Annotated in this window: 25 protein-coding genes; 11 read left to right on the top strand and 14 right to left on the bottom strand. The window is 72.3% G+C overall.

Going from position 1 to position 24,266, the window contains the following annotated elements; all coding sequences use genetic code 11:
- Positions 1-241: 241 nt before the first annotated feature.
- Both Pma05_RS07675 and Pma05_RS07670 read left to right on the top strand, forming a co-directional pair.
- On the top strand, positions 242-514 hold the full coding sequence (locus tag Pma05_RS07675) for a DUF2795 domain-containing protein (RefSeq protein ID WP_203856611.1): 273 nt from the start codon (positions 242-244) through the stop codon (positions 512-514).
- Between the two features lie 15 nt (positions 515-529).
- Complete coding sequence (locus Pma05_RS07670) at positions 530-1,180, top strand: DUF1345 domain-containing protein (RefSeq protein WP_203856610.1); 651 nt, start codon at positions 530-532, stop codon at positions 1,178-1,180.
- A gap of 269 nt (positions 1,181-1,449) precedes the next feature.
- On the opposite strand, the gene Pma05_RS07665 is transcribed toward Pma05_RS07670, so the two are convergent.
- Together Pma05_RS07665 and Pma05_RS07660 are read right to left on the bottom strand one after the other, a co-directional pair.
- Complete coding sequence (locus Pma05_RS07665) at positions 1,450-2,115, bottom strand: hypothetical protein (RefSeq protein ID WP_203856609.1); 666 nt, start codon at positions 2,113-2,115, stop codon at positions 1,450-1,452.
- A gap of 148 nt (positions 2,116-2,263) precedes the next feature.
- Complete coding sequence (locus tag Pma05_RS07660; protein WP_203856608.1) at positions 2,264-3,247, bottom strand: pirin family protein; 984 nt, start codon at positions 3,245-3,247, stop codon at positions 2,264-2,266.
- Between the two features lie 82 nt (positions 3,248-3,329).
- Between Pma05_RS07660 and Pma05_RS07655 the strand changes: the two genes are divergently transcribed.
- Positions 3,330-4,196: an LLM class flavin-dependent oxidoreductase gene (locus Pma05_RS07655; RefSeq protein WP_203856607.1), complete on the top strand. Its 867-nt coding sequence runs from the start codon at positions 3,330-3,332 to the stop codon at positions 4,194-4,196.
- A 182-nt stretch (positions 4,197-4,378) separates the two neighbouring features.
- Positions 4,379-5,335 carry a zinc-binding dehydrogenase gene (locus Pma05_RS07650; protein WP_203856606.1) on the top strand — a complete coding sequence of 319 codons (957 nt, stop codon included), beginning with the start codon at positions 4,379-4,381 and terminating at the stop codon, positions 5,333-5,335.
- Positions 5,336-5,493: 158 nt separating this feature from the next.
- Here the strand turns inward: Pma05_RS07650 and Pma05_RS07645 are convergent, their stop codons facing one another.
- Positions 5,494-6,048: a class I SAM-dependent methyltransferase gene (locus Pma05_RS07645; RefSeq protein WP_203856605.1), complete on the bottom strand. Its 555-nt coding sequence runs from the start codon at positions 6,046-6,048 to the stop codon at positions 5,494-5,496.
- A gap of 28 nt (positions 6,049-6,076) precedes the next feature.
- Here Pma05_RS07645 and Pma05_RS07640 point away from each other — a divergent pair, with 28 nt between their 5' ends.
- A complete protein-coding gene (locus tag Pma05_RS07640) occupies positions 6,077-6,529 on the top strand; it encodes a MerR family transcriptional regulator (protein WP_203856604.1) in 453 nt (150 codons plus the stop codon).
- Positions 6,530-6,697: 168 nt separating this feature from the next.
- Here Pma05_RS07640 and Pma05_RS07635 read toward each other — a convergent pair whose 3' ends face one another.
- The 7 genes from Pma05_RS07635 to Pma05_RS43420 form a co-directional block, all read right to left on the bottom strand.
- A complete protein-coding gene (locus Pma05_RS07635; RefSeq protein ID WP_203856603.1) occupies positions 6,698-7,327 on the bottom strand; it encodes a hypothetical protein in 630 nt (209 codons plus the stop codon).
- 69 nt (positions 7,328-7,396) lie between these two features.
- Positions 7,397-9,139: a DUF4012 domain-containing protein gene (locus Pma05_RS07630; protein WP_239311878.1), complete on the bottom strand. Its 1,743-nt coding sequence runs from the start codon at positions 9,137-9,139 to the stop codon at positions 7,397-7,399.
- 232 nt (positions 9,140-9,371) lie between these two features.
- Positions 9,372-10,619 (bottom strand): glycosyltransferase family 4 protein, encoded by a 1,248-nt coding sequence (locus Pma05_RS07625; protein WP_203856602.1) that lies wholly within the window; start codon positions 10,617-10,619, stop codon positions 9,372-9,374.
- Between the two features lie 40 nt (positions 10,620-10,659).
- Positions 10,660-12,138 (bottom strand): tyrosine-protein kinase domain-containing protein, encoded by a 1,479-nt coding sequence (locus Pma05_RS07620; RefSeq protein WP_203856601.1) that lies wholly within the window; start codon positions 12,136-12,138, stop codon positions 10,660-10,662.
- A gap of 334 nt (positions 12,139-12,472) precedes the next feature.
- On the bottom strand, positions 12,473-12,688 hold the full coding sequence (locus Pma05_RS07615) for a hypothetical protein (protein ID WP_203856600.1): 216 nt from the start codon (positions 12,686-12,688) through the stop codon (positions 12,473-12,475).
- A 100-nt stretch (positions 12,689-12,788) separates the two neighbouring features.
- A complete protein-coding gene (locus Pma05_RS07610; RefSeq protein WP_203856599.1) occupies positions 12,789-13,376 on the bottom strand; it encodes a TMEM165/GDT1 family protein in 588 nt (195 codons plus the stop codon).
- A gap of 339 nt (positions 13,377-13,715) precedes the next feature.
- Entirely contained in the window at positions 13,716-14,306 is a 591-nt protein-coding gene (locus tag Pma05_RS43420) for a TetR/AcrR family transcriptional regulator (protein ID WP_203856598.1), read from the bottom strand.
- 66 nt (positions 14,307-14,372) lie between these two features.
- Here Pma05_RS43420 and Pma05_RS07600 point away from each other — a divergent pair, with 66 nt between their 5' ends.
- On the top strand, positions 14,373-14,801 hold the full coding sequence (locus tag Pma05_RS07600; RefSeq protein ID WP_239311876.1) for a VOC family protein: 429 nt from the start codon (positions 14,373-14,375) through the stop codon (positions 14,799-14,801).
- Positions 14,802-14,831: 30 nt separating this feature from the next.
- Here Pma05_RS07600 and egtD read toward each other — a convergent pair whose 3' ends face one another.
- The 4 genes from egtD to egtA all read right to left on the bottom strand — a co-directional run bounded on the left by egtD (position 14,832) and on the right by egtA (position 19,459).
- Positions 14,832-15,797, bottom strand: a complete 966-nt coding sequence (gene egtD, locus Pma05_RS07595) for an L-histidine N(alpha)-methyltransferase (protein ID WP_203856597.1) — start codon at positions 15,795-15,797, stop codon at positions 14,832-14,834.
- 260 nt (positions 15,798-16,057) lie between these two features.
- On the bottom strand, positions 16,058-16,804 hold the full coding sequence (gene egtC, locus Pma05_RS07590; RefSeq protein WP_203856596.1) for an ergothioneine biosynthesis protein EgtC: 747 nt from the start codon (positions 16,802-16,804) through the stop codon (positions 16,058-16,060).
- Between the two features lie 94 nt (positions 16,805-16,898).
- The gene (gene egtB, locus Pma05_RS07585; RefSeq protein ID WP_203856595.1) at positions 16,899-18,233 is read right to left on the bottom strand and encodes an ergothioneine biosynthesis protein EgtB; all 1,335 of its coding nucleotides are present in this window, start codon (positions 18,231-18,233) and stop codon (positions 16,899-16,901) included.
- On the bottom strand, positions 18,230-19,459 hold the full coding sequence (gene egtA / locus Pma05_RS07580) for an ergothioneine biosynthesis glutamate--cysteine ligase EgtA (protein WP_203856594.1): 1,230 nt from the start codon (positions 19,457-19,459) through the stop codon (positions 18,230-18,232). The genes egtB and egtA overlap by 4 nt, the downstream gene beginning before the upstream one ends.
- Positions 19,460-19,592: 133 nt before the next feature.
- On the opposite strand from egtA, the gene Pma05_RS07575 reads away from it, so the two are divergent.
- The 5 genes from Pma05_RS07575 to Pma05_RS07555 all read left to right on the top strand — a co-directional run bounded on the left by Pma05_RS07575 (position 19,593) and on the right by Pma05_RS07555 (position 24,257).
- Complete coding sequence (locus Pma05_RS07575; protein WP_203856593.1) at positions 19,593-20,030, top strand: ArsR/SmtB family transcription factor; 438 nt, start codon at positions 19,593-19,595, stop codon at positions 20,028-20,030.
- On the top strand, positions 20,027-20,938 hold the full coding sequence (locus Pma05_RS07570; RefSeq protein WP_203856592.1) for an SRPBCC family protein: 912 nt from the start codon (positions 20,027-20,029) through the stop codon (positions 20,936-20,938). Before Pma05_RS07575 ends, Pma05_RS07570 begins: the two co-directional genes overlap by 4 nt.
- A 231-nt stretch (positions 20,939-21,169) precedes the next feature.
- Positions 21,170-22,522: an ABC transporter substrate-binding protein gene (locus Pma05_RS07565; RefSeq protein ID WP_203856591.1), complete on the top strand. Its 1,353-nt coding sequence runs from the start codon at positions 21,170-21,172 to the stop codon at positions 22,520-22,522.
- Positions 22,519-23,439 carry a carbohydrate ABC transporter permease gene (locus Pma05_RS07560; protein WP_239311874.1) on the top strand — a complete coding sequence of 307 codons (921 nt, stop codon included), beginning with the start codon at positions 22,519-22,521 and terminating at the stop codon, positions 23,437-23,439. The genes Pma05_RS07565 and Pma05_RS07560 overlap by 4 nt, the downstream gene beginning before the upstream one ends.
- Positions 23,436-24,257 (top strand): carbohydrate ABC transporter permease, encoded by an 822-nt coding sequence (locus Pma05_RS07555; RefSeq protein WP_239311872.1) that lies wholly within the window; start codon positions 23,436-23,438, stop codon positions 24,255-24,257. Before Pma05_RS07560 ends, Pma05_RS07555 begins: the two co-directional genes overlap by 4 nt.
- Positions 24,258-24,266 lie beyond the last annotated feature (9 nt).

Genomic DNA, 24,266 nt, shown 5'->3' with positions numbered 1-24,266 from the left:
GATCATCTGCATCCAGGTGGTGCCGCTCTTGGAGCGGGTGCTGATCACGATGTCACCCGGGCGGAACGGGAAACCGGTCCACCGGGCGCTGTCCTCGTCGCCGGAGCGGTACCGGACAGGAGCGTCGGGCATTCGGCCGAGGATACCGGCCGGTGATCGACCCGGCGGGGCAGGCGTGAGGGTGCGCACAACGGGTATCCGGCCGGCCGGTGAACCAGACAACCGGCGAGGAGCGGATCCCATGGTGACCAACGCGGACGTACTGCGGTACCTGGAGTCGATGGACTTCCCGGCGCCCAAGGAGGACATCGTCCGGGAGGCCGAGCGCGCGGGTGCGCCACGCGAGGTACTCCAGGCGCTGCGCGGGATGCCTCCGGTGGACTACCACAACACCGAAGAGGTGGCCCGGTCCGCCAAGACCGACCTGGCCCCGGACGCCAGCCCGGCGGAACTGGCCGCCAAGGCCCGCGACCGCACGCACCAGCGGGTCGCCCGGCACATGCGCCAGATCTGACCTCCTGTTCCGCAGATGCGGCACAACCCCTGGTACGACCCGCCCAAGGCCTCGGTCCAGATGGCCGTCATCCTGGTGGTCGGAATCTGTGTCGGCGTACCGGCCACCTTCGTGATGTCGCCGCTGCTGGGCCCCCTGATCGGCTGGGACGCCGCGGCGGTGACCTATCTGGTCTGGGCGTGGCGGGTGCTGTGGTACCGGGACGCAGAGCAGACCGCCGAGCTGGCCGTCCGCGAGGACCCGAGCCGCGCGGCACGCGACGCGGTGCTGCTCGTGGCCGGACTGGCCAGCCTGCTGGCGATCGGCATCCTGCTCGCCACCGCCAAGAGGGTCCCCGGCATCGACCCGGAACTGCACATCGGACTCGGCATCGTCAGCGTGCTGCTCTCCTGGACGGTCGTGCACGCCGTCTACGCCGCCCGCTACGCCCGGCTCTACTACACCGGCGACGACGGCGGGGTGAACTTCCACGAGAAGGCCCCGCCCAAGTACACCGACTTCGCGTACATGTCGTTCACCGTCGGGATGACCTTCCAGGTCTCCGACACCGACCTGACCACGAAGACGATGCGGACCGCCGTGCTCGGGCACTCCCTGCTGTCGTACCTCTTCGGCGCGGTCATCATCGCCGCGACCATCAACCTGCTGGCCGGGCTGGCCCACTGACCGACCGTCCCGAAGGGAGGGATGGATGGGAGGGCGGGGGAAAGGCACCGGACGGGGCGCCCGTTACGTCCGCGCTCGCGCGCGTGTCCCGGGCGCCACGTCCGCCAGTGCCCCGGTGAGGCCACACGTCCGAACCGGACCCGCTCACCGGATCGCGGCGGCCGGCCCGAACCGGGCTGGCTGACGCCGCGCACCCATCCTATGATCCGGGATGGACCGTTCGGCCAGAAATCCGGGAAACTGTGTGTGAAACCACGCTGTTTCGCCGCTCAACGGGCGATTTCGTGGTATCTGTCCTCCAGATCGATCCTGGCCAGGGTACCCACCAACCAGGCCAGTTTCTCCGACTCCCCGCCGCCGGCCAGGGTGGCCAGGTCGGCCGCCGAGCGCCCGAGTCCGAGCCGGCGGGCGGCGGCGAGGGCCCGACGGTCGGCGACCGGCGCCGTCTCCGCCCACAGCGCCTGCACCTCGCGGAGGAACAGCTCGACCACCTCGGCGTCCACCCCCGGCAGCTCGGCGAGCAAGGCCCGCTCCCGGGCCGGCGCGTGTCTCGCGGCGGCCCGCAGCCGGCGCAGGTCTCCCCGGTAGCGCGCGACGAGCGCCTCGGCCAGCTCACCCAGGGTGCCGGCCAACCGGTCGGCGTCGGCACTCCGGCCATGCTCGCGCAGCACCGCCGCCCGCGCCTCCGTGCGGGCCCGGGCCATCCGGGCCGGGCTCTCCCAGCCCGCGTCCCGTAGCGCCCGGGCCGGCTCGACCGCCCGCCGGACGTCGCCGGTGCGGCGCAACAGGATCGCCAGGCAGAGCACCTGGAACAGGCTCGCCGGATTGTTGGTGACCTGGAAGCCGTACTCCTCGGCAAAGCCGCGGCTGCGTGCCACCAGCCGGCGGACGAGCCGCTTGCGGTCCTCGACGCTCGTCGTCGCAGTCGTCGCCATGCCGGCGACTACCCACGACGGATCGGGCCAAAGCTGGCCGGGGCCACGGGTTTCCGCCACCGCCGACCGCGGGTCTCCCGCCATCTGCTGCGGGTGTCCCGCCACTGCCACGGCGGGTTTCCCGCCATCTGCTGCGACGGGCGGGCCGTCAGCCGACGGACTGGCCGTGCCGGTCGCGGCTCTTCAGCCGGGTGGTCGGCATCGGCGGAGCCGGCAACGGATCGGAGTCGTCGCCCCGCACCCGGCCGAACCGGAGGCTACCGGCCGCCCAGTCCGCACGGGCCTCGGCGATCTCCTCGTGCGAACGGCCGACGAAATTCCACCACATCACCAGCGACTCGTCGAACGGCTCGCCGCCGAGCAGCATCAGCCGGGTCGGGCCGCTCGCCCGCACCACCAGCTCGGGACGACCGGCGCCGAGGTAGAGCAACGAACCCGGGGTCAGCCCGACCCCGCCGACCTCGGCAGCCCCGGACATCACCAGCAGGCCGTGCTCGAAGCCGGCGGTCAGCGGCAACCGGGCCGGGCCACCGTCGGGGAGCCAGAGCTGCGCGCCGAGCAGCGGCGAGTGCACCACCGCCGGGGAGCGGACCCCGGCCAGCTCGCCGACGAGTACGGTCACCGAGTAGTCCGGCTCGGTCAGCACCGGAAGCTCGGCGTGGTGGGCGAAGCCGGGCGGGCCGGACCGGGCCCCGTCGGGCAGCGCCACCCACAGTTGCAGGCCGTGCAGGGTCGGCGGATGCTCCGGCGGCGAGTACTCCGAGTGCGCGATGCCGTAGCCGGAGGTCATCACGTTGAGCTGACCGGGCCGGATGAGCTGGTCGTTGCCGAGGCTGTCCAGGTGCCGGATCTCGCCGTGCACCAGCCAGGTCACCGTCTGTAGGCCGGTGTGCGGATGCGGCCCGATCCCCATGCCGGGCCGGTCGGCCACGTCGTCTGGACCGAAGTGGTCGACGAAGCACCAGGCGCCGACGGTGCGGAGCCGGCGCTGCGGCAGCAACCGGCGCACGGTGGTGTAGCGGCCCAGCGGCACGTCGTGGCCGGGCAGCAGCAGGTTGGTCGGCTCGGTGTCCGCGCCCGCCCCGGTGCCCGGCGGCAGGGTCTCCCCCGGCATCGGCTCGGTGATGCTCACCGGTCGAGCCTACGCCGCCGACCAGGGGTGCCGGGGCGGCTACCCGACCCGTCGGCGCCGCCCGGGTGCCAGACTGGCGGACATGGATCAGCCGGTGAGATTCGGCCTCAACGTGGACCCGAACGTCGGTGGACTGGCCATCGCCGAACGGATCGCCGCGATCGCCGACAACAGTGGCATCGAGTACGTCGGTGTGCAGGACCACCCGTACAACGACGGGTTCTTCGACACCTTCACGGTGCTGACCTGGCTGGCCGGCCGGACCAGTCGGGTGCACCTGTTTCCGAACGTGGCGAACCTGCCGCTGCGCCCGCCCGCGATGCTGGCCAAGCAGGCGGCCAGCATCGACGTGATCAGTGGCGGCCGGTTCGAGCTGGGGCTGGGCGCGGGCGGGTTCGTCGACGCCATCGCCGGCATGGGTGGCCCGCGCCGCGACCGGGGCACCGCCCGGGCCGCCCTGGTGGAGGCGATCGACGTGATCCGGGCGTCCTGGGCCGGCGAGCCGTACGAGTACCAGGGCCGGCACTACACCCTGGAGGGTCTGCGCCCCGGGCCCCGGCCCGCGCACGAGATCGGGCTCTGGCTGGGTGTGGTCGGCCCGAAGGCGGTCCGGCTGGTCGGTGCCAAGGCCGACGGCTGGTCGGTCTCGGCGCCGTACGTGCCGCCGGAGCGGGTGACCGAACTCAACGCCGTCATCGACGAGGCGGCCCGGGCGGCGGGGCGGGATCCCGGGCGGATCGTCCGGCTCTACAACGTGATGGGGCTGATCGGCCCGGAGGACCGGGACCCGTTCCACGGACCGGTCCGGCGCTGGGTCGAGACGTTGACCAGGCTCTACACCGAGCAGCGGATGAACACCTTCGTCTTCTGGCCGAGCGGTGACCGGGAACGGCAGTCCCGGATCTTCGCCGAAGAGGTGGTGCCGGCGGTCCGCGCGGCCCTGGCCTGACTGTGCCGCAGCGGCACGATCCTGGCCAGCGACGCAATCCCGGCCAGCGACGCGATCCGGGCCGGCGGTGCAATCCGGGTCGGCGGTGCGAGAACGCCGGGGTTGACCTCGACTGCGGTCGAGGTTGTTGACTGGCCCGGCGGAGGGTCGGCGGAGGTGCCGGCGGGCCGGGAGGGGCTGTGATGCGGGCGGTGTGGTTGCGGGAGTTCGGCGGGCCGGAGCGGCTGGTGGCGGCGGAGACGCCCGACCCGGTCGCCGGTCCGGGGCAGGCGGTGGTCGCCGTCGAGTTCGTCAACATCACCTTCGTGGAGACCCAGCTCCGGGCCGGCACGGGCCCGTTCCCGGTGCGGCTGCCGACCATTCCCGGCAACGGCGTCGGCGGGGTGGTCGCCGAACTGGGTCCGGGAGTCGGCCCGGCGCTGTCCGGCCGGCGGGTGGTCACCAGCACCGGCGGATCGGGCGGGTACGCCGAACGCGTGGCGGTGGACGCCGACGGCCTGCTCGAGGTGCCGGACGGGCTGCCGCTGGACAGCGCGGTGGCACTGCTGGCGGACGGCCGTACCGCGCTGCTGATGCTGGAGACCGCGGAGGTACGCCCCGGGGAGCGGGTACTGGTCGAGGCCGCGGCGGGCGGCGTCGGCAGCCTGCTGGTGCAACTGGCCGGTACGGCTGGTGCCACCGTGGTCGCGGTGGCCGGCGGTGACCGGAAGGTGGAGCTGGCCCGGGATCTCGGCGCCGACCTCGCGGTCGACTACTCGGCGCCCGACTGGCCGGACCGGGTCCGGGCCGGGGTCGGCGGGGTCGACGTCGTCTTCGACGGGGTGGGTGGCGCGGTGGGCCGGTCGGCGTTCGAGCTGCTCGATCGGGGCGGCCGGATGGTCAGCTTCGGGCTGGCCAGCGGTAGCTGGACAGAGGTTCCGGACGAGGTCGCGAAGGAACGGGGGGCGACGGTCGTCCGGTCGCTGTCACGATCGCCGGAACAGTTGCGGGAACTGACCCGCCGTGCGCTGACCGAGGCGGCGGCGGGGCGGCTGCGTCCGGTGATCGGGCAGCGGTTTCCGCTGGACCGGGCGGCCGACGCGCATGCGGCCATCCAGTCCCGCCGCACGCTGGGCAAGACGCTGCTGGAGGTGCGCTGACCGCCGAGCGCCCACAAGCAGTTGACCGTCGAGCGCCCACCAGCAGTTGACCCCCGAGCGCCCACCCGCAGAGGGCAGCAGGGTCCGGTAAGCCGTCAGGATCCGGCAAGCTGTCAGGGTCCGGCAAGCCGTCAGGGGCTGTCGGGGGCTCGGGGTCGTCAGGCCGGCTTCCGCGCGGCGAGCCGCTCGATCAGGCCGAGCCGGAGCCGGTCCCGGGCCTCGGCCACGAACCCGAGCCGCAGGGCGAGGTCGGCAGGGCGCCCCCGCAGCCACCGCCGCTCGGCGTGGTCGAGCAGCAGCAGCCGGCCGCCGGGGCGGAGTACCCGGCGCATCTCGGCGAGCGTCGCGTCCCGGTCGGCGACCGCACAGACCGCCAGGGTGCAGACCACGGTGTCGAAGGAGGCGTCGGGGAAGGGCAGACGCTCGGCCTCGCCCACCCGCAACTCGACCGGCCGGCCCAGCACCTCGGCCTGGTGGCGGGCCGCTGCCAGCATGTTCGGGCTGAGGTCGATGCCGACCAGTTCGACGTCCTCGTCGTACCGGGAAAGGTTTCGGCCGGTGCCGACCCCAACCTCCAGGGTCCGGCCCCGGGCCCGGACGCAGACCCAGTCGCGGCTGTCCCCGATCGTCAGCCGCTCCATCCGGTCGCCCGCCCTGTCGTAGCCCGCCGCGCGCCGGTCCCAGGCCTGGCGGGCGCTCTCTCGCTTGACCATGGCACCCACTCTGCATCTTAATGTCAACATGAAGTCAAGTCCTGCACCGGCGGTGAGTGCCGCCACGGCGGCCAGTTCGCAGACCCGCGAGTTCACGATCGGCGAGTTGGCCGCGCGCTTCGGACTGGCCACCCACGTGCTGCGGCACTGGGAGTCGGTCGGCCTGCTCCGGCCGGACCGCCGGGTCAACGGCCGACGCCGCTACACCAGCGCGGAGTTCACCCGGGTGGCGATCATCATGCAGGGCCGCGCGGTCGGCTTCGGCCTCGACGAACTTCGGCTGATGCTCGGCGCGGACAACGGTGCCGCCCGCCGGGCCGTGCTCCAGCGGCACCGCGACGAGTTGGACCGCCGGATCGCCACCGCCACCGCCGCCCGGGACCTGCTCGACCACGCGCTCGACTGTCCGGCGGAAGACTTCCTGCGGTGCCCCAACTTCCAACGGCTGGTGCAGGGCCCCGGCTGCCAACTCGACTCCTGACGCGCCGCAGGGCCGGCGGAGAGCGCCCGGCCGGCCGACGTCGAGGTCGTAGCCGCCGGCCTCGACGTGGGAGATCCCGGCGGAGACGAAGGCGCCTGCCGGACGCGAAGACTCGTCCGGCAGGCGCTCCTGCGACGTGCGGAGCAGCGTTCGCTGCCCGCTCGATGGTCAGCCGACCGAGGTCAGCTCCCGCGACCGGCCCCGGCGGCGGCTCTTGGTCCGCCACGCGACCGCCACCAGTACCAGCAGCACGCCGGCGATCAGCAGCATGGTGCCGAGCGCGATCTGCGGACCGGTCTCGCTACCGGTGACCGGCAGCGGTGGCTGCGCCAGGACGACGCCGACCGTGGTGCTCGCCACCCGACCGGTGGTGAGCCCGGTACCGGTGATGGTGATGGTGCCGGTTCGGCCGAACCGGACCCGGACCGAGAACTCCCCGGTCACGTTCGCCTGGACGGTGAGCGTGGTCGGGTCCCGGTGCACCGTCGGCGCCTGCTGCGCGATCGGCAGCATCGCGCCGACCCCGCCGGAGTCCTGCACCGCCGCCTCGGCGCCGAGCGCGAGCGGGGTACGCCGGAAGACGAGTCGGACGAGTTCGTTGCCGCCGTACCCGGAGCCGAAGACGGTGAACGTCTGGTTCACTCCCACGGTCGGGTCGCTGACCGTGAGCGCCGGTGGCTGTGGTGGGTACGGTGGTTGTGGTAGTTGCTGGGCCTGTGCGGGCGACCCCGCGACGGCGAACGCGCCCACCGTGGCGAGCGTCGCCACGGCCGAGCCGATGATGCGGGATAGCCGCATGATGGTTCCTCTCTCTACTGATCGCATGACGTTCACAACGGATCGCATGACTTGTTCTGACGTGCCGGCCTACTGGCCACACGCGGGTGCGGAACTGACACGGGCGGTCCACGGGGTCGGGCCGGGAGTGAGCCACAGCTCGACCGCACCACTGGCCTTCGGCGGGGTCAGCAGACCCACCTCCAGTACGCGGGTCTGGCCAGGGCCGATGTCGACGGCCAGTACCCCGACCCGGCGGCCCCGCTCGACGCCGCCGCCCATCGGCTTCGCCTTGCCGTCCAGCCGGGCGCCGAGCGGTGAGCCGCGTACCGGGCTGAAGACCGAGACCAGGACCCGGGCGGTGTACGGGTCTCCGGACATCGCAAGGCCGCGTACCGACGCGGTGAGCCCGGAGGAGGGTGCGGACGAGCGCAGCGTGAGCCGGAGGTGGAGTTCGCGGCTGCCGTCCGCCTTGCAGTCGCCGACGGTCAGCTCGGCCGAGCGGTGCAGGTAGTAGCCGAGCTTCGCGCCGCTGCCGTCGTTGAGGAAGACGCCGACGTTGTGCACCGACTCCTGCTCCGGCAGCGCCCCGGCGAGCCGGGTCTCGACGAGTTCCCGCTGCTCGCTCTCGTGCGCGCTCCAGAACAGGATCCGGCGCTCGGCGACGGCCGTGTTGACCGCCTGCGCCACCGCGCGGGGGTTCACCGGACGCTTCAGCAGTGCGTCGAAGACCGCCCGGGCCGACGCGGCGAAGTAGTTGTCCTGCTGGGCCGGCTTGCCGAGCCGGCGGTACGTGTCCGACAGCAGGGTACGCACCACCGTGGGCGCGGTGAGGGTCGGATGCCCCGGCACCGGTACCGGCCCGATGGCCTTGAGCAGGTAGGAGAGCGCCACCGGGTCGGTGGCGAGTACGCCGTCGACGGTGCCTCCACCGGCCCGCCGGTACATCTCCCTGATCAGGGTGGCCGCGGTCGGGAAGTGCGGGGTGAGGTTCACGTCCGCCGGATAGATCCCGGGCAGGTCGGTGTAGAGGGCGCGCAGTTCCTTGCTCAGCGGCAGCGGTGGCTTGCCGTAGGCGTCCAGGTCGGTGGCCGGGCCCTGCTTGACCAGCTTCACCTCGCCCTTGCCGGCCTGGATGACGGCGTAGGCGCCGAAGATCCCGCCGGTCGCCCGGGGCTCGGCGAGGTTCTGGAAGACCGCCAGGTAGGTCCGGGTGCCGTTGCCGCCGAGCAGGGTGGGCAGCAGAGCGCCGCTGCGCCGGACGGCGGAGGTCACCTCGGCCAGCCGGTCCAGCTCGGCACGCAACTGCGACACCGCGTCCCGGACCGTGGGCACCAGTCCGGTGGTCGGCACCGTGAGGATCCGGTCCCGGACCTCGCGTACCGCGCTGTCCGCCTCGGCGAGCGCGGGCATCGCGCCGCGCAGGGCGGCCAGGTCGAGCCGTCCGGAGCTGGGCAGCAGCGTCTGGGGGTTCAGCTCGACCAGGGCCGGGAAGGCCCGCCGGGAGAGATCGTCGACGCCGACCGCCAGCTCGTGGACCGCCGACATGTTCCGGCCGGCGTACGGGGCGGAGCCGGCGGCCCGCCAGCCGACGTCACCGGTACGCGACCGGGCGGCGGCGGTCTGCTGTTGCAGCGCCTCCAGGGTCCGGCGTGCCTGCCCGGTCTGGCCGTCCAGCACCTGCTGGCTCAGCTCCCGGGCCAGGCTGGCGGCGTTCTCCAGGTGTCCAGCGGCCTGCCAGCCGCGTAGTCCGAGCCAGCCGCCGGCGACGGCCAACAGGCAGCCGAGGACGAGTGCGGTGAGCAGGATCCGGCGGAGGTGCCGCCGAACCACTCGACGGCGCGCCGACCGCCGTCTCGTCGGGGACAGGTCCCCCACCGCCACCACCGCTTTCGACTAAGTCGGATGAAGTAGACACAACGCCGTTTGCGCCTATATCTCTATAGCACGGTGGACAGTTCACTGTTGGTATTTCAAGTGCCCTTATGGTACTTTTGAGCTTTTATAGTGAGGAAAGCTCACGAATCGGCCAGAGCGGCGCAGAGGTGACGAGCGACGACCCAGGTCAGCGCCGCCGCCGGCTGGCCGCCGCCTCGGCCAGCATCTGCTCCATCTGATCGACGCCGGTGCGCAGCGACATTCGAGACAGATAACTGTCCCGGGCCCGCTGGGCCATCTCGGCACGCGCGCCGCTCGGGATGACCGAGGCCAGGGCGAACCGGTCCGCCAACGCCTGCCAGTCCTCCGGCGGACAGGAGAGTCCGGCCCGGGCCCGCTCCACCAGGTCGGCGGTGTCCCCGCCGGCCGAGGCGACCACCGGTGCCCCGGCGGAGAGCGCCGCCTGCAACTTCGCCGGTACCGCCCCGCGCAGCGCCGGAAGATCGCGCAACATCACGAGCTGGTATTCGGCGGCGGCGTACAGGTCGGCCATCTCGGCCGGTGGGCGCCAGCCGAGGAACCGCACGTTGGTCGCGCCGAGTTCCTCGGCGAGTTCCCTGGACTGCCGCTCCTCCGGCCCGGACCCGACCAGCACGAGATCGAGGTCGATCTTGCCGTTGACCGCGGCGGCGGCCCGGACCGCCGTGTCGACGCGCTGGAACGGACCCATCGTGCCGGCGTGCATCACGGTGGTGTACCCACGGTGCCCGATCGCCCGCCGGGCCGCCGGAGTCGTACCCATCGGCCGGAACAGCCGCTCGTCGGTCCAGTTGAGCACCACCCGCACCCGGTCCGGATCGGCGCCCCGCTCGACCACCACGTCCCGCATCGACGGCGAGATCACCGCGATCCCGGCCGCCGACCGGTAGATCCCGCGCATCGTCCGGCCGAGCAGCCCGTGGGTGAACCCGCCCGGGGCGTCCCGCCCCGACTCGCCGGGTGCCGGGGTCACCGCGTCCGGCCAGATGTCCTGCACGTGCACCACCGCTGGCACCCGGCGCAGGATCCGGAGCAGCGCCGCCGCCGCGTACGCGCCGGCCGGCGGGAAGTGGACGTAGAGCGCGTCCACCCCGCTCAGGAAGCCGGGCGCGGCCAGCGCGCTGCTCATCGCGTACGTGAGCTGGCGCGCCGCCCGCCGGGCCGCCGTACCGTCGTGACTGGCGTACGCCGGCACCCGCCGGATGGTCACCCCGCCGTCCTCGGTCTGGTGCCGCCACCGCTGCCGGTACCCGGGATAGACCTGCCCGGTCGGATGGTTCGGGAATCCGGTGAGCACCCGGACCTCGTGACCCCGTTCGGCCAGTTCCTCGGCCAGGCAGCCCGGTATGAAGGCGGGCTCAGGCGGAAACCAGTACGAGATAACGCCGATCTTCATTTTTCGTCCCCCGATCACCCCGCGACCGGGCGAGCCCGCGTCATCGCGGTACCCGGTCGAACTCCTCCGTGTTGTCCGCGGACGCGGCGGCCACGGCGTCGTTCGGGGGGATGCGCACCCGGTCGGCGGCCGGCGGCTCCTCGGCACGGGTGGCGAGAACGGTCTCCACCGGCGCACCCTTCCGGTACGCCCGGTACTGCTCGACGTCGATCTTGTTTTCCTTCGACATGTTCAGCACGCAGCCGAGCACCCGGGCGGAGACCGAGTGCAGCGCCTGGGCGGCGGCGGCGGTCTGCGCGCTCGGGGTCTTGCCCTGCCGGGCCACCAGCAGCGCACCGTCGGCCTGCACCGCCACCACCACGCCGTCGGTGAAGGCCAGCAGCGGCGGGGTGTCGATGATGACGATGTCGGTCAGCTCGCGCAGCGACAGCAGCAGGTCGGCCATGGCCTTCGAGCCGAGCAGTTCGCTCGGGTTCGGCGGCACCGAGCCGCCCGGCAGGACCAGCAGGGACTTGTCGCCCCACGGTTGCAGCACGTCCTCGACCGCCACCTCGCCGATCAGCACGTCGGTCAGGCCGGCGCCCGAGCCGAGCCCGAGATAGCCGGCGACCCGGGGGCGGCGCAGGTCGGCGTCGACCAGCAGCACCTGCCAGCCCGCCTCGGCGAGCGTGATCGCCAGGTTGCAGGCGAGCGTGGACTTCCCCTCGGCCTGCACCGCGCTGGTCACCGCGATGACCCGGGCCGGCTCCTGGGCGTCCACGAACCGCAGGTTGGTGCGGAGTTTCCGCATCGCCTCGGCCCGGGCCGTCTGGGCGGCGGTACCGACGATCAGCGGATTCGACCGGGCGTGCCCGTCGTACGGGATGCTGCCGAGCAGCGGCGCCGAGGTCGCCTCCTGGAGCGTCTCGCCGTCCCGGAAGGTGGTGTCGGTCAGTCCGCGCAACACCGAGAGCGCGGCGCCGAGCACCAGCCCGAACACGCCGGCCAGCACGAGGTTGCGGACCGGGCGGGGCGAGACCGGTTCGGCGTTCACCCGGGGGCCGCCGACCACCTCGATCTTGATCGGCGGGTCCTTGGCGCCGGGCGGGGTCTCGATGGTGTGCACGAGTTTCACGAACTGCGCCGCCAGCGCCTCGGTGAGCCGCAGCGCCCGGGCCTGGTCGCTGTCGGTGACCGTGGCGGAGAGCAGTACGGTGTCCGCCTCGACCCGCGCGCTGACCCGGGACCGTACCTCGTCGGCGGTGAGCCCGACCCGTTCCTCCGCCGCGACGGTCTGCGCCAACCGGTCGCTGCTGAGCAGGTCGACGTACGACTTGACCCGCTGTTGGAGGAAGAGGCTGCCCTGGTACGCGTCGGTCATGCCGTGCCCGGAGGAGGTGACGAAGAAGGTCACCGAGGAGGCGTACTGCGGGGTCGCCCGTACCGTGACGAACCCGGCGAGGCCCAGCGCGACCATCACCGTCGCGAGTACCACCCACCAGCGTTGGCGCAGCGCGCGCAGGTAAGTGTGCAGATCCATCAGCCCCGGCCTTCCGTCTCAGCACCAACCGGTCGGGGGCGCCAAAGACCTCTAGTGATCACAAAAAATGCGACAGTATGAAAAGTTCCCACTTGTCGCTTGGCAGTTCCTACCGAATGTAGATGATTGAGCGCCCTCAGTAGTCGCACTCGGCCCAATCCCGCCGATAAGTACCAGCGGCGCGTTCAGCCCATACGCGGGTCGTCGGCCACGACGGTGCCGACCAGCCCAGGGCGGACGGGAGCCGGCGGGTGGGAGTCGGGAGATGGAAACGGCGCCGAGAGACGGAAGCGGCGCCGGCCAACTGGCCGGCGCCGTCGACGATGCCCGGGACTCAACGCGACGAGGGTCGCTCCTCACCCTCGTCCGCCTCGTCCACCTGGTCCGAGTCGGCGAGCGCCTCCTGGAACTCACGCGACAGGTCCGAGCCGGGGACCGCCACGTCCTCGGCTTCCTCCTCCACCACGTCCCGCTTGTGCGGCCGTTCCGGCTCGGGCAACGTCACGTCGCCGGCGAACCCGTACTCGTTCGGCTCATCGTGCCTGGTCATGCGGTGATCCTCCCTCGGGCCACGGCCGCTGCGTACCCACCGCTGGCCATCGGCACGGCTACCCGCAGACCGGCCCTCCCACACCACCCGGCAGCGGTCGTCAGGTCAACTGGTGTACCGCGTCCACCAGCAGCCAGACGCCGCAGATCCCGAACAGCGCGCCGGCGCCGTACCGGATGGTCCGCTCCGGCAGGCGGCGGCCGAGGATCCGGCCGACGCCGATGGCCAGGGCGTCGGCGGCGACCATGCCGACCGTGGAGCCGAGCCAGGTGCCGAACCAGCCATGCTGGGTGGCCAGGGTGATGGTCGCGAGCATGGTCTTGTCGCCGAGTTCGGCCAGGAAGAAGGCGATCGAGACCGCGATGATCGCGGAGCGGGTGGTCCGTTCCGCCTTTCGCCGCTCCTCGTCGGTGAGCGAGTCGCCGCGTAGCGTCCAGAGCCCGAAGCCGAGGAAGGCCAACCCGGCGATCAGCGCGATCCAGCCGGTGGGGAGCGCCGCGCCGAGACCGACGCCGAGGGCGACCGAGGCCAGGTGTACGACCGAGGTCGCCACGGTGATGCCGATGATCACCGGTAGCGCCTTGAACCGGGTGGCGAAGGTCAACGCCATCAACTGCGACTTGTCGCCCAACTCGGCTACGAAGATGACGCCGAAGCTGATCGCCAAGGCGGTGTTGAAGTCCTCCATGTCACCCTTCCCGGTCGATGCCGGGCGGGGCCTAGGCGACCTCGACCCGGCATTGCTGCCTGAGTCGAAGGTCTCGCCCGCCCCACCGTGGGTGAGGCCGCGTGGCCGGGTGCACAACACGCGCGCACCAGTATGTCGACCACGACGTTGGGAGCTACTCCCCTTCGCTGCCGACGACCATACCCGAGCACGCCGGGCGGCGACGAGCCGCCCTCGGCACGTGCGCTGGCTTCAGGACGTGCGCTGGCTTCAGGACGTACGCCGCCTTCAGCCCTCGACGTGCCCGCGACGACGGCACCGGAACCGGTGGCCGGGTCGGCACGGGAGCCGTGGCCGGTGTCAGGTGGCGCGCAGCGCGGACAGCATCCGGGTCAGCGCGGCGACGGTGTACGTCATGTCCTCCGGCCGCCCCGAGGTCGCGAGCCAGAGGGCCGCCTCGTTCATCGCACCGGAGAGCAGCCGGGTCAACGGTGCGACCGGCTGCGGGGCGAGCACCCCGGTCTCGATCAGAGCGTCGAGCGCCTCGGTCAGGTGGCGGGCCGAGTTGACCTCGTCCAGCGCCCGCCACTGCGCCCAACCCAGCACCGCCGGCCCGTCGACAAGCATGATCCGCTGTACCGCCGGATCGGTGCTCGCGGCGAGGAACGCCTCGCAGCCGGCGGTGAACCGGGTCCACGGATCGTCCGGAGCCTCGGCCGCCGCCACCACCCGCCCGGCGACCTCCCGCTGCACCTCGGCCAGGACGGCGTGGAACAGCGCCGCCTTGTTCTCGAAGTGGTGGTAGAGCGCGCCCTTGGTGACCCCGGCCGCCTGGACGATCTCCGCCAGCCCCACCCCGGCGTAACCCCGGGCCGCGAAGAGCCGCCGGCCCTCGCGCAGCAGGGTCTGCCGGGTCTGCTCCCGCTGTTGCCGCCGACTGAGATCCGGCATCGCACCCTCCGTTGACATACCGACGGTACGCCAACTAGCTTACCTTCACATACCAACGGTATGCGAATGGGGTTGATCCTGATGCTGACCAGCTTCTATCCGGTGATCTGCACCTCCCGGTTGGCGGAGTCACGCGACTTCTACACCCGGTTGCTCGGATTCGAGCCGACCTTCGAGGCCGACTGGTACGTCAGCCTCCGGCGACCCGGCCCGGCAGCCTACGAGCTGGCGCTGCTCGACCACGACCACCCGACGCTGCCCGAGGCGTACCGGGCTCCGGTGCGGGGACTGCTGCTCAACTTCGAGGTGACCGACGTCGACGCGGAGTGGCGACGACTCGTCCTCGAGGCAGGGCTGCCGGCCGAACTGGAGCTGCGCAGCGAGGACTTCGGGCAGCGGCACTTCATCGTGGCCGACCCGAACGGAGTACTGATCGACGTCATCACCCCGATCCCGCCCACCGGGGCGTACGCGGAGCAGTACGTCGAGGGCTGACCGGGCGGTACGGTCGAGGGCTGGCGGGGCTCAGGTGGCCTGGGCGAGGGTCACGGCGAAGAGGCCGTCGTCGTCGGTCCACCGGGCCTGCCCGGTGAACCCGGCGGCGGCCAGTTCCGCGTCGACGTCCTCCGGACGGAACTTCGCCGAGATCTCGGTCCGCAGTTCCTCCCCCTCGGCAAAGGCCAGGTCGAGGTCGAGTACCCGGACCCGCATCGGCCGCCGGGCCCGCAGCCGCATCTCGATCCAGCGCTCGTCCGGGTCCCAGAGCGCGACGTGGTCGAACGCGTCGACCTCGAAATCCGCGCCCAGCTCGCGGTTGAGTACCCGCAACACGTTGCGGTTGAACTCGGCGGTGACCCCGGCCGCGTCGTCGTACGCCGGCACCAGTACGCCGGGGTCCTTGACCAGGTCGGTGCCGAGCAGCAGCCAGTCACCCCGCTCCAGTGCCGAGCGCAGCGCGGCGAGGAAAACGGCCCGCTCCGCCGGCAGCAGGTTGCCGATGGTGCCGCCGAGGAAGGCCACCAGCCGCCGACCACCGGTGGGCAGTCGGTCCAGATGTCGGGTGAAGTCGCCGACGATGCCACGTACCCGCAGCCCCGGGTAGGCGGCGGCGATCTCGGCGGTCGACTGCTCCAGCGCGCTGACCGAGACGTCCAGCGGTACGAAGGTGCCGAGGCTGCCCCGTGCGGTCAGCGCGTCGAGCAGCAGGCGGGTCTTCTCCGACGAACCCGACCCCAGCTCGATCAGCGTCTTCGCGTCGGTGAGCCGGGCGATCTCCCCGGCCCTGGCCACCAGCACGGCCCGCTCCGCCCGGGTCGGGTAGTACTCGGGCAGCCGGGTGATCTCCTCGAACAGCTCGCTGCCCCGGGCGTCGTAGAACCACTTCGGCGGCAGCCACCGGGGCGTCGCGGTGAGCCCGTTCCGGACGTCCGCCCGCAGCGCCCGTTCCAGGTCGCGTTCCTCCAGGTATATCTCCAACGGATCCGCGGTCACCCGCACACTCCCCTCGATCGGCACCGCCGCCCCCTGCGGCGGGTCCTGTTGCGCGCGGCCGGCCCCGCCGGTCGCACACGCCGGACTCTCGTGGTTACTCGCTCGGTCGAATTGCTCCCTCCGTCCGGTCACTCCCGCCGCCCCTGTCGCTCGCCCGGTCCTGCTGCTCGCTCGGATCTGTTGCTCGCCCGGATCTGTTGCTCGCTCGGATCTGTTGCTCGCGCCGGAGTTGCGGCTGTTCACGACGGGGCTCCGGCTGCTCACGTCGGCCCGATCGACGCGACGTCGAGCCGGCCGGCGGTGGCCACGAGGAGATGACCGTCCGGGACCGGTTGCCAGCCCGGCTCCTCGGCCAGCGGCTCGGAACTGACCAGCACCGATCCGCCGGTGGCCCGGACCGACAACGCGTGCCCAGCCGCGTTCGCCACCATCAGGTGCCCGTCGGTGAGCAGCAGGTTCAGCCGGGAGCCGGGAGCCGCGGCGGACACCTCCCGAACGGTCTCGGCGACCGCCTCGGCCGGCGCGGCCCCGGCCCGCAGCCGGTGGCGTACCAGGGCCCAGAGCAGGGCCGCGTCGGTCGGGGCGTCCAGGGTCATCAGGTCCCGGGTCGGCAGCCGGCCGGCCAGCGGCGCGATGGAGTCCGGCCAGCCGCGTACCGCGCCGTTCAGGCTGAACAGCCAGGGCCCCTCGGCGAACGGGGCTGCGGCGGTCTCGACCACCGGCATACCGACGGTGGCCGAGCGCACCGCCGCCAGTACCGCGCCGGCCGAGGTCGCCTGGGCCAGCACCGGCAGGGTGGCGTCGGACCAGATCGGAGCGGCCCGCCGGTAGCGCACCGGCGGGCCGTCCGGCGGGTACCAGCCGACGCCGAAGCCGTCGGCGTTGACCGTGCCGCCGCCGCGCATGTCCCGGGGTGCCCAGGACTGCCGCGCGAGCGAGTGCGGCGGGTCGAGGAGCAGCGCGGCCAGCGGTAGCGGAGGGCCGAGATAGGCCAGGTGACGGCACATCAGCGGCCGATCTCCGCACCGAGCTGGCCCGGAACCCGCGCGACCCCGGACGTCCCGGCCCGACTCCGCCGGCCGGGCGAACGGTGCCGACCGGTCACGCGATCTCTTCCGGCCGGGCGTCCCGGGCACACCGGAATCCGCTGAAGATCTGCCGGCGGATCGGCAGGTCCCAGTTGCGGAAGGTGCCCCGACAGGCCACCGGGTCGGTGCCGAAGGAGCCGCCCCGGAGTATCCGGTAGTCGGATCCGAAGAAGACCTCCGAGTATTCCCGGTAGGGGAAGGCGGCGAACCCGGGATAGCCGAGGAACGGGCTGGAGGTCCACTCCCAGACGTCCCCGATCAACTGGTGCACGCCGAGCGGCGAGGCACCCGCCGGGTACGCCCCGACCGGTGCCGGCGCGAGGTGCCGCTGCCCGAGGTTGGCGTGCTCCGGAGTCGGGTCCTCGTCCCCCCACGGATAGCGGCGGGACCGGCCGCTGTCCGGGTCCCACCGGGCCGCCTTCTCCCACTCGGCCTCGGTCGGCAGCCGCTTGCCGGCCCAGGTGGCGTACGCCTCGGCCTCGTGGAAGCCGACGTGCACCACCGGCTCGTCCGGCACCAGCGGGGCGTACCGGCCGAACCGGGTGTAGCCCCAGTCGGTGCCGTCCCGCCGCCAGTGCAGCGGAGCGGTCAGTCCGGCCGACGAGCGGTGCCGCCAGCCCGGCTCGCTCCACCAGCGCGGGTCGGCGTAGCCGCCGTCGGCGACGAAGGCGAGGTATTCGCCGTTGGTCACCGGTGCCGCGTCGATGACGTACGCCGGCAGCTCCACCGGATGGCCGGGGCGCTCGTTGTCCAGCGCCCACGGGTCGGTCGAGGTACCCATGGTGAACCGGCCGGCCGGAACCAGCACCTCACCGGCGACCGGGCGGACCGAGGGCGGCGGTGCGGGTGCGGAGAGCACCGGCGGGCCGGTCCGGAGCTGGTGGGTGGCGAGCATGGTCTCGTCGTGCTGCTGCTCGTGCTGGGCGATCATGCCGAACGCGAACCCGTCGGCGACCAGCCGGCTGCCGTCGAACCGGACGCCGTCGAGCAGGTCGAAGACCTTGTCCCGGACGGTCGCCACGTAGCGTCGGGCCTCGGCCGGGCCGAGCAGCGGCAGGGCCGGCCGGTCCCTGCGGGGGTGCTTGAAGGCGTCGTAGAGGTCGTCGATGTCCTGCCGCACGGGCTCACGGCCGCCGACGTCGCGGACCAGCCAGAGTTCCTCCTGGTTGCCGACGTGGGCGAGGTCCCAGACCAGCGGGGACATGATCGGTGAGTGCTGCCGGACCAGGTCGTCGTCGTCGACCGCCTCGGTGAGCCGGACACTGCGGTCCCGGGCCCGGGTCAGCTCGGCGGCGATCCGGTCGCGCAGCGACCCGGTCGGCCGGTTGTCGGGTCGGACGTCGGTCATGTCGATCCCTTCCGCGCGGCGGCGAACCGCCGCGCCACGATCCGGGTGATCTCCTCGCGGGTCGCCGGGGGCAGACCCGTGCGGTCCAGCGACCGCAGCGCGAGATCGAGCAGGGTGTCGGCCGCTCCGGCCAGCAGCGGGTCCCGCAGTCCGCACCGGGCCGCCTCGGCCCACCGGCCGGCGACCGGTTCGCAGACCGCCCGGGCGGCGTCCCGGGTACGGTCGTCGTCGAGCAGCGCCGCGAGCACGCCGACCGGCGCGATCCACTCCGCGCCGGGTTGCGCGTCGAGGTAGCGGATCTCCAGGTAGCCCCGGGGGCGTACCGGCGGGAACAGGGTGCTGAGGTGGTAGTCGAGGTCGTCGGTGGTCGGCGGTCGGGGCAGCGCACCGGCCAGCCAGTCCCGGAAGGTGATCCCGGGCGGGACGGTCCAGTCCGCGCCGTCCCGGCGTACGCAGAGCAGTGGGGCGGCGAGCGCGTACCGGACCCAGACGCCGACCGGGTCGGCCGAGCCCGACGCCGGTGACCAGGCCGGACGGGTCCGGGCCGGGTCGATGTACTGCCAGGCGGCCATCCGGGCGGAGGCCCAGCCGGTGTCCCGACCGGCGTGCCGACGGGCGGTGGCGAAGACCGCGAGCAGGGCCGGCCCGAACTCGTGCGCGGCGGCCCACCGGTCGGCGAACCGGCCGACGGTGCCGGCGTCCAGGCAGACCTGGAGCCCGGCGGTGCTGTACATCATGGTCCGGCCGGCCGCGCCGAGCCGGTCGAAGGCGCAGCGCATCGCGCGGTATCGAGGGGTGTCGACCACCTGACTCGGTGGCCGGTGCGGATCGATGCCGGTGTCGCCGAGGACGAGTCCTGCGGCGCCGAGCAGATCGGTGAGGTGGGCGAGGTCCGAGGTGGTGCTCTCGTGCAACTCGCCGAGGGAGCGACGCGGGGCGGTGGAGAGTTCCACCTGGCCGCCGGGCTCCACGCTGACCGTGCCCGAGCGGGGCAACGGTTGGGCGGGACTGTCGGGATCGAGGGTGGTCGGGGCGTACGGGCCGAGTGCGGTACGGAGCCGGACCGGGTCGACCGGCCGGCTCGGAACGGCCGCGTCGTGCACGGTCCATTCCAGTTCTACTCCGCTGAGCGTGGGTGGCCCGGTCTTGAAGCAGATCCTGGCGACGTAACCCTCGGCGTCCTCCAACGCCCGCAGGATCGTGCCGCTGTCCAGGTCGGATGGCATCTGTGCGGATCCTCCCTCCTGGGGAACCGACTCCCCTTACCCGGTTTTCCGGGGCCGAACCTCCGGACTAGTGCCGAGACGCAGGGCGTACATAACTTGCTCGGCATATTACTGAGTTGGTATGTTCGCCGTCATGGCCACGCCGTTCGAAGTCCTCGCCGAGCCCGTCCGGCGACACATCCTGGACCTGCTCCGGGAGCGCCCACGCTCGGTCGGCGAACTGACCGAGCAGTTGGGGCTGACCCAGCCGGGCACCTCGAAACACCTGCGGGTGTTGCGCGACGCCGGGTTGGTCCGGGTCCGCCCGGAGGCGCAGCGTCGCTGGTATGAACTCTGCCCCGAACCGCTCGCCGAACTCGACGCCTGGCTCGCACCATACCGATGGATGTGGTCCGGTCGGCTCGATGTTCTTGAACGGCATTTGAACACCATGCCACCCAGGTCCGACAGTTCCGCCGGCCCCGAGGACCCGACGGCCGGCGAACCGACGGCCGGCGAACCGCCACCACCAGCGCGTTCCGCCCCGGTCGGGCGGCGGCGGACCGATCCGAGATCCGAGGAGTTGTCGTGAACGAGAGCCTGGACACCGCGCACGGACGCCAGGTGCTGCGCATCGAGCGCCGGCTGGCCCATCCGCCGGAGAAGGTCTGGCCGGCCGTCACCGAGCCCGAGCACCTCCGCGAGTGGTTTCCCGCCGAGGTACGGCTGGACCCGCGCGTCGGCGGGCGGATGACCTTCCACTTCGGCTCCGGTCCCGACGCGCCGCCGGAGTCGGTCGGCCGGGTCGAGGCGTACGAGCCGCCCCGGCTGTTCGCCTTCAGTTGGCAGGACGAGCAGTTCCGGATCGAGTTGCACCCGGACGGCCCGGGTTGCCTGCTGGTGTTCAGCCACGTCTTCGACGACCGGGCCGGGGCGGCGAGCTTCGCCTCCGGCTGGCAGATCTGCCTCGACGCGATCGAAGCAGTACTGGACGGCCGGGCGATCGACCACTCGGCTCGCCCGTCCGGGCTGCTGCACGAGTCGTACGTCGAGCGGTTCGGGCTGGCCGACGGCGTCGCCGAGACCACCGGGGACGGCTGGCGGGTGCGCTTCGAGCGGCAACTGACCCGGCCCGCCGAGGCGGTCTGGGCGGCCCTGACCGGTGGGTCGTCCGACCGGCTCGGCACGCTCGGCGCAGCGCCGCCGCCGGGCTTCACCACCGACGAGTTCCCGGCCGGTCCGGTCACCGCGCTGGACGCCCCTAGCCTGCTGGAATACCCCTGGGAGGTCGCCGGAGCGCCCGCCGGCCGGATCCGCTGGGAACTGACCGAGGGCACCGGGCACGGCGCCCGGCTCGTACTGGAGCAGACCGGCCCGCTGGAGCAGACCGGCTCGACCGACGCGCCGAGCGGCCAAGCGACCGCGCTGGCCGCCTGGCGGGCCCGGATCGAACCGCTCGCCCGGCAACTCGCCGAGGAGGCCGACCGGCTCGCCGGCTGAGCGGAGTGCCCGCTGGCTAGGGGCTGTCTCCGTGGATCTCGGTGGAGCGAGGCGGAGTGCCCGCCAGCGAGCCGGCCGGGCGCCGGTTGGATAACGGGACGGACCGTAACGGCGCTCCCGCCTTGACACCAAGCTTCTAAATATGTGCACTTGTGACACTCCGCTCCAGCCGGCATCGGTGCCCGCTCAGCAGTCGAACCGGGCCGGCTACCACCGTCACGGGGAGGCACGATGGCACGACACGCAGGCCAGCCCGGCGCAGACCTCCGGCTCGACCGCCGCCGGCTACTCGGGCTCGGCCTCGCCGCCGGCGCCGCGCCACTACTGAGCGCATGCGGCGGCGCGTCGACCACCGGCTCGGACGAGGAAGGGTCGATCACCTTCCTCTCCACCCAGTTCACCCCGGTCGAGGAACGGCAGCGGTTCGAGCAGATCCTCCGGGACCGGGTCTCCGGTGGCGCGGTCGCGTACAACCCGGTCGAGCCGAACGTCTTCTCCTCGACCATCACCTCGCAGGTCGGGGCCGGGCGGGTCGAGGTCAGCCTCGCCGGCGGGCTGCACGGCGACTTCGCCCCGCACGCCGACAAGTTCGAGAACCTCGACGACCTGGCTGGCAAGCTGGCCGACCGGAAGTTCCCGACCGACCTCGCCCAGCTCGGCAAGCTGCCCGGTGGCGGCACCACCTACCTGCCGTGGATGCAGGCGTCGTACGTGCTCGCCGTCAACAAGCGGGCGTTGCAGTGGCTGCCCAGCGGTGCCGACGTGCAGAACCTGACGTACGACCAGTTGCTGACCTGGGTCGGCGACGCCCGGCGGGCCAACGGCAACAAGCCGGTCTTCGGCCTGCCCTGCGGCCCGAAGGGCCTCTACCACCGGTTCTTCCAGGGCTACCTGCTGCCGAGCTTCACCGGCGGCCAGATCACCACGTTCCGTGGCCCGGAGGCGGTGCAAGCCTGGCAGTACATGGTGGAGCTGTGGGCGCAGACCGCCCCGGCGTCGACCAACTACGACAACATGCAGGAGCCGTTGCAGCGCGGCGAGGTGCTGATCGCCTGGGACCACGTCGCCCGGCTGGTCAACGCCCCGGCCGACAAGCCGGACGACTGGATCATGGCGCCCGCGCCGCGCGGCCCGAAGGGGCTCGGCTACCTGCTGGTCGTCGCCGGCCTGGCGATTCCGAAGGGCGCCCCGGACGCGGACCGGGCACGCCAGGTGATCGAGGCGCTGACCACGCCGGACGTCCAGCTCGAGGTGTTGCGCCGCAACGCGTTCTTCCCGGTGGTCGAGGCCGCGCTCCCGACCGACCTGCCGCCGGCGGTGGCGATGGAGGCCGAGGCGGTACGCCGGCAGCAGGACGCCGAGGGTGCCGTGCTGGCCCTGCCCCCGGTCGGGTTGGGCGGCAAGGACGGCGAGGTGTCGCAGATCTTCAAGAACTGCTTCAAGGAGATCTGCCTGGACCGCCGGCCGGTGCGGCAGGTTCTCGATCGGCAGGCCCAGCAGCTCAACACCATCCTGGACGAGGTGAAGGTGCCCTGCTGGCGCCCGGACCCGGTCGCGGCGGGGCAGACGTGCCGGGTGCAGTGACCACCGCGCCGGATCCGGCGCCCACCGAACCGAAGGCGACACCGACCCGGCCCGGCCGTCGGCGACGAAGGACCCGGGTACCGACGGCGGCGCTGCTGGTCGCCCCCTCGGTGCTCTTCCTGGCCGCGCTCTTCCTCTGGCCGATCGTGGTCGGCGTCGGGCAGGCGGTCACCGGCACCGACGGGCCCACCCTGGCGCACCTGCGCCGGATGCTCGACGACCCCTATTTCTGGCAGGCGACCCGGAACACCGCGCTGCTGATCGTCGTACTGATCCCGTTGCAGTTCGCGTTCGCGCTGACCATGGCGCTGCTGCTGCGGGAACGGCCGAGGCTCTCGTCGTTCTACTTCTACGTCTGGTGCGTACCGCTGGCGATCAGTGACCTGGCCGCCGGGCTGGTCTGGCTGTCGATCTTCGCCGACCGGGGTTACCTCAACTCGGTGCTGGCCCACCTCGGGCTCGGCGACGGCTACGCCTGGCTGTCCTACGACAACGACGCCACCATGTTCCTCGCGGTGCTGCTGGCCGAGCTGTGGCGGGCCACCTCGCTGGTGTTGGTGATCGTGGTGGCCGGGTTGCAGAACATCCCGCGCGACTACGACGAGGCGGCGGCGGTATTCGGCGCGACCTACTGGCAGCGGCTGCGCCACGTCATCCTGCCGCAGTTGCGCCCGAGCCTCCAGGTGGCGCTGATCCTGCGAACCATCCTCGGGTTGCAGACCTTCGCGGTCGCCCAGGCCCTCACCGGGCGGAGCTTCCCGCTGCTGGTCGGCGAGACCTACCAGTGGTACGTGACGTTGCAGAACGAGCGGGTCTCGGCCGCGATCGCCCTGGTGATCCTGCTGATGTCGCTCGGCACCGCAGTGGTCTACCTGCGGGTGCTCCGGGACCCGGCGGCCACCGGGAGCGGCCGGTGAGCCGGCTGCGGGCGGCCCGACGCCGCACCATCCTGATCCACGTCGCCTGTGTCGCGGTCACCCTCTTCATGGGGCTGCCGATCTATCTGATCGCGCTGGCCGCGCTCTCCAGCCGGGAGTCGCTGAACCGGTTCCCGCTCTCGCTGCTCCCCACCGACGTCTCGACCGAGACGATGCGGGTCTTCCTGGACAGCACCGGGGTGATCGGCGGGTTCCAGAACTCGGTGGAGGTCGGCCTGATCAGCCTGGCCCTGTCGCTGGCCCTCGGGGTGCCGGCCGGCTACGCGGTGGCCCGGTACGCCTTCCGGGGCCGGGAGCCGTACCAGCTCTTCCTGCTGCTCACCCGGGCGCTGCCGATAGTGGTGCTGTCGGTACCGCTGGCCCGGGTCTTCCTGGCCACCGGGCTCTACGACACGACCTATGCCGTGGCGCTGCTGCACACCGCGCTGGCGCTGCCGACCACCGTACTGATCACGTCAGCGATCTTCGTGGCGGTGCCGGTCGAGCACGAGGAGGCGGCGATGGTCTTCGGGGCCAGCGCGCCGAGGGCGTTCGCCCGGGTGGTGTTGCCGCAGGCGCTGCCCGGGATCGCCGCCGCCGCCATCTTCACCTTCGTCACCTCCTGGAACGAGGTACTCGGCGCGGCGGTGCTCACCCTCAACCGGCGTACCCTGCCGGCCCAGGTGCTCTCGACGCTGGCCGACTCGCCGCTGGCGTTCCGGTTCGCCGGGGGCTTCGCGCTGGTCGTACCCGCCCTGGTCTTCATCGCGTTCATGCGCCGCTACCTGTTGAACATGTGGGGAACCACGATCCGCTGAGAGGAACGA

The sequence above is a fragment of the Plantactinospora mayteni genome, assembly GCF_016862935.1.
In the GTDB taxonomy this organism is placed as follows: Bacteria; Actinomycetota; Actinomycetes; order Mycobacteriales; family Micromonosporaceae; genus Plantactinospora; species Plantactinospora mayteni.
The sequence above is the reverse complement of the archived record's forward strand: the minus strand, read 5'-3'. Positions and strand labels throughout refer to the sequence as shown.

What these genes read in the sequence shown, in the direction of transcription:
- Pma05_RS07675 (WP_203856611.1), top strand. Translation starts at nt 242, where the DNA reads ATGGTGACCAACGCGGACGTACTGCGGTACCTGGAGTCGATGGACTTC.
- Pma05_RS07670 (WP_203856610.1), top strand. Translation starts at nt 530, where the DNA reads ATGCGGCACAACCCCTGGTACGACCCGCCCAAGGCCTCGGTCCAGATG.
- Pma05_RS07665 (WP_203856609.1), bottom strand. Translation starts at nt 2,115, where the DNA reads ATGGCGACGACTGCGACGACGAGCGTCGAGGACCGCAAGCGGCTCGTC.
- Pma05_RS07655 (WP_203856607.1), top strand. Translation starts at nt 3,330, where the DNA reads ATGGATCAGCCGGTGAGATTCGGCCTCAACGTGGACCCGAACGTCGGT.
- Pma05_RS07650 (WP_203856606.1), top strand. Translation starts at nt 4,379, where the DNA reads ATGCGGGCGGTGTGGTTGCGGGAGTTCGGCGGGCCGGAGCGGCTGGTG.
- Pma05_RS07645 (WP_203856605.1), bottom strand. Translation starts at nt 6,048, where the DNA reads ATGGTCAAGCGAGAGAGCGCCCGCCAGGCCTGGGACCGGCGCGCGGCG.
- Pma05_RS07640 (WP_203856604.1), top strand. Translation starts at nt 6,077, where the DNA reads ATGAAGTCAAGTCCTGCACCGGCGGTGAGTGCCGCCACGGCGGCCAGT.
- Pma05_RS07635 (WP_203856603.1), bottom strand. Translation starts at nt 7,327, where the DNA reads ATGCGGCTATCCCGCATCATCGGCTCGGCCGTGGCGACGCTCGCCACG.
- Pma05_RS07625 (WP_203856602.1), bottom strand. Translation starts at nt 10,619, where the DNA reads ATGAAGATCGGCGTTATCTCGTACTGGTTTCCGCCTGAGCCCGCCTTC.
- Pma05_RS07620 (WP_203856601.1), bottom strand. Translation starts at nt 12,138, where the DNA reads ATGGATCTGCACACTTACCTGCGCGCGCTGCGCCAACGCTGGTGGGTG.
- Pma05_RS07615 (WP_203856600.1), bottom strand. Translation starts at nt 12,688, where the DNA reads ATGACCAGGCACGATGAGCCGAACGAGTACGGGTTCGCCGGCGACGTG.
- Pma05_RS07610 (WP_203856599.1), bottom strand. Translation starts at nt 13,376, where the DNA reads ATGGAGGACTTCAACACCGCCTTGGCGATCAGCTTCGGCGTCATCTTC.
- Pma05_RS43420 (WP_203856598.1), bottom strand. Translation starts at nt 14,306, where the DNA reads ATGCCGGATCTCAGTCGGCGGCAACAGCGGGAGCAGACCCGGCAGACC.
- Pma05_RS07600 (WP_239311876.1), top strand. Translation starts at nt 14,373, where the DNA reads ATGGGGTTGATCCTGATGCTGACCAGCTTCTATCCGGTGATCTGCACC.
- egtC (WP_203856596.1), bottom strand. Translation starts at nt 16,804, where the DNA reads ATGTGCCGTCACCTGGCCTATCTCGGCCCTCCGCTACCGCTGGCCGCG.
- egtB (WP_203856595.1), bottom strand. Translation starts at nt 18,233, where the DNA reads ATGACCGACGTCCGACCCGACAACCGGCCGACCGGGTCGCTGCGCGAC.
- egtA (WP_203856594.1), bottom strand. Translation starts at nt 19,459, where the DNA reads ATGCCATCCGACCTGGACAGCGGCACGATCCTGCGGGCGTTGGAGGAC.
- Pma05_RS07575 (WP_203856593.1), top strand. Translation starts at nt 19,593, where the DNA reads ATGGCCACGCCGTTCGAAGTCCTCGCCGAGCCCGTCCGGCGACACATC.
- Pma05_RS07565 (WP_203856591.1), top strand. Translation starts at nt 21,170, where the DNA reads ATGGCACGACACGCAGGCCAGCCCGGCGCAGACCTCCGGCTCGACCGC.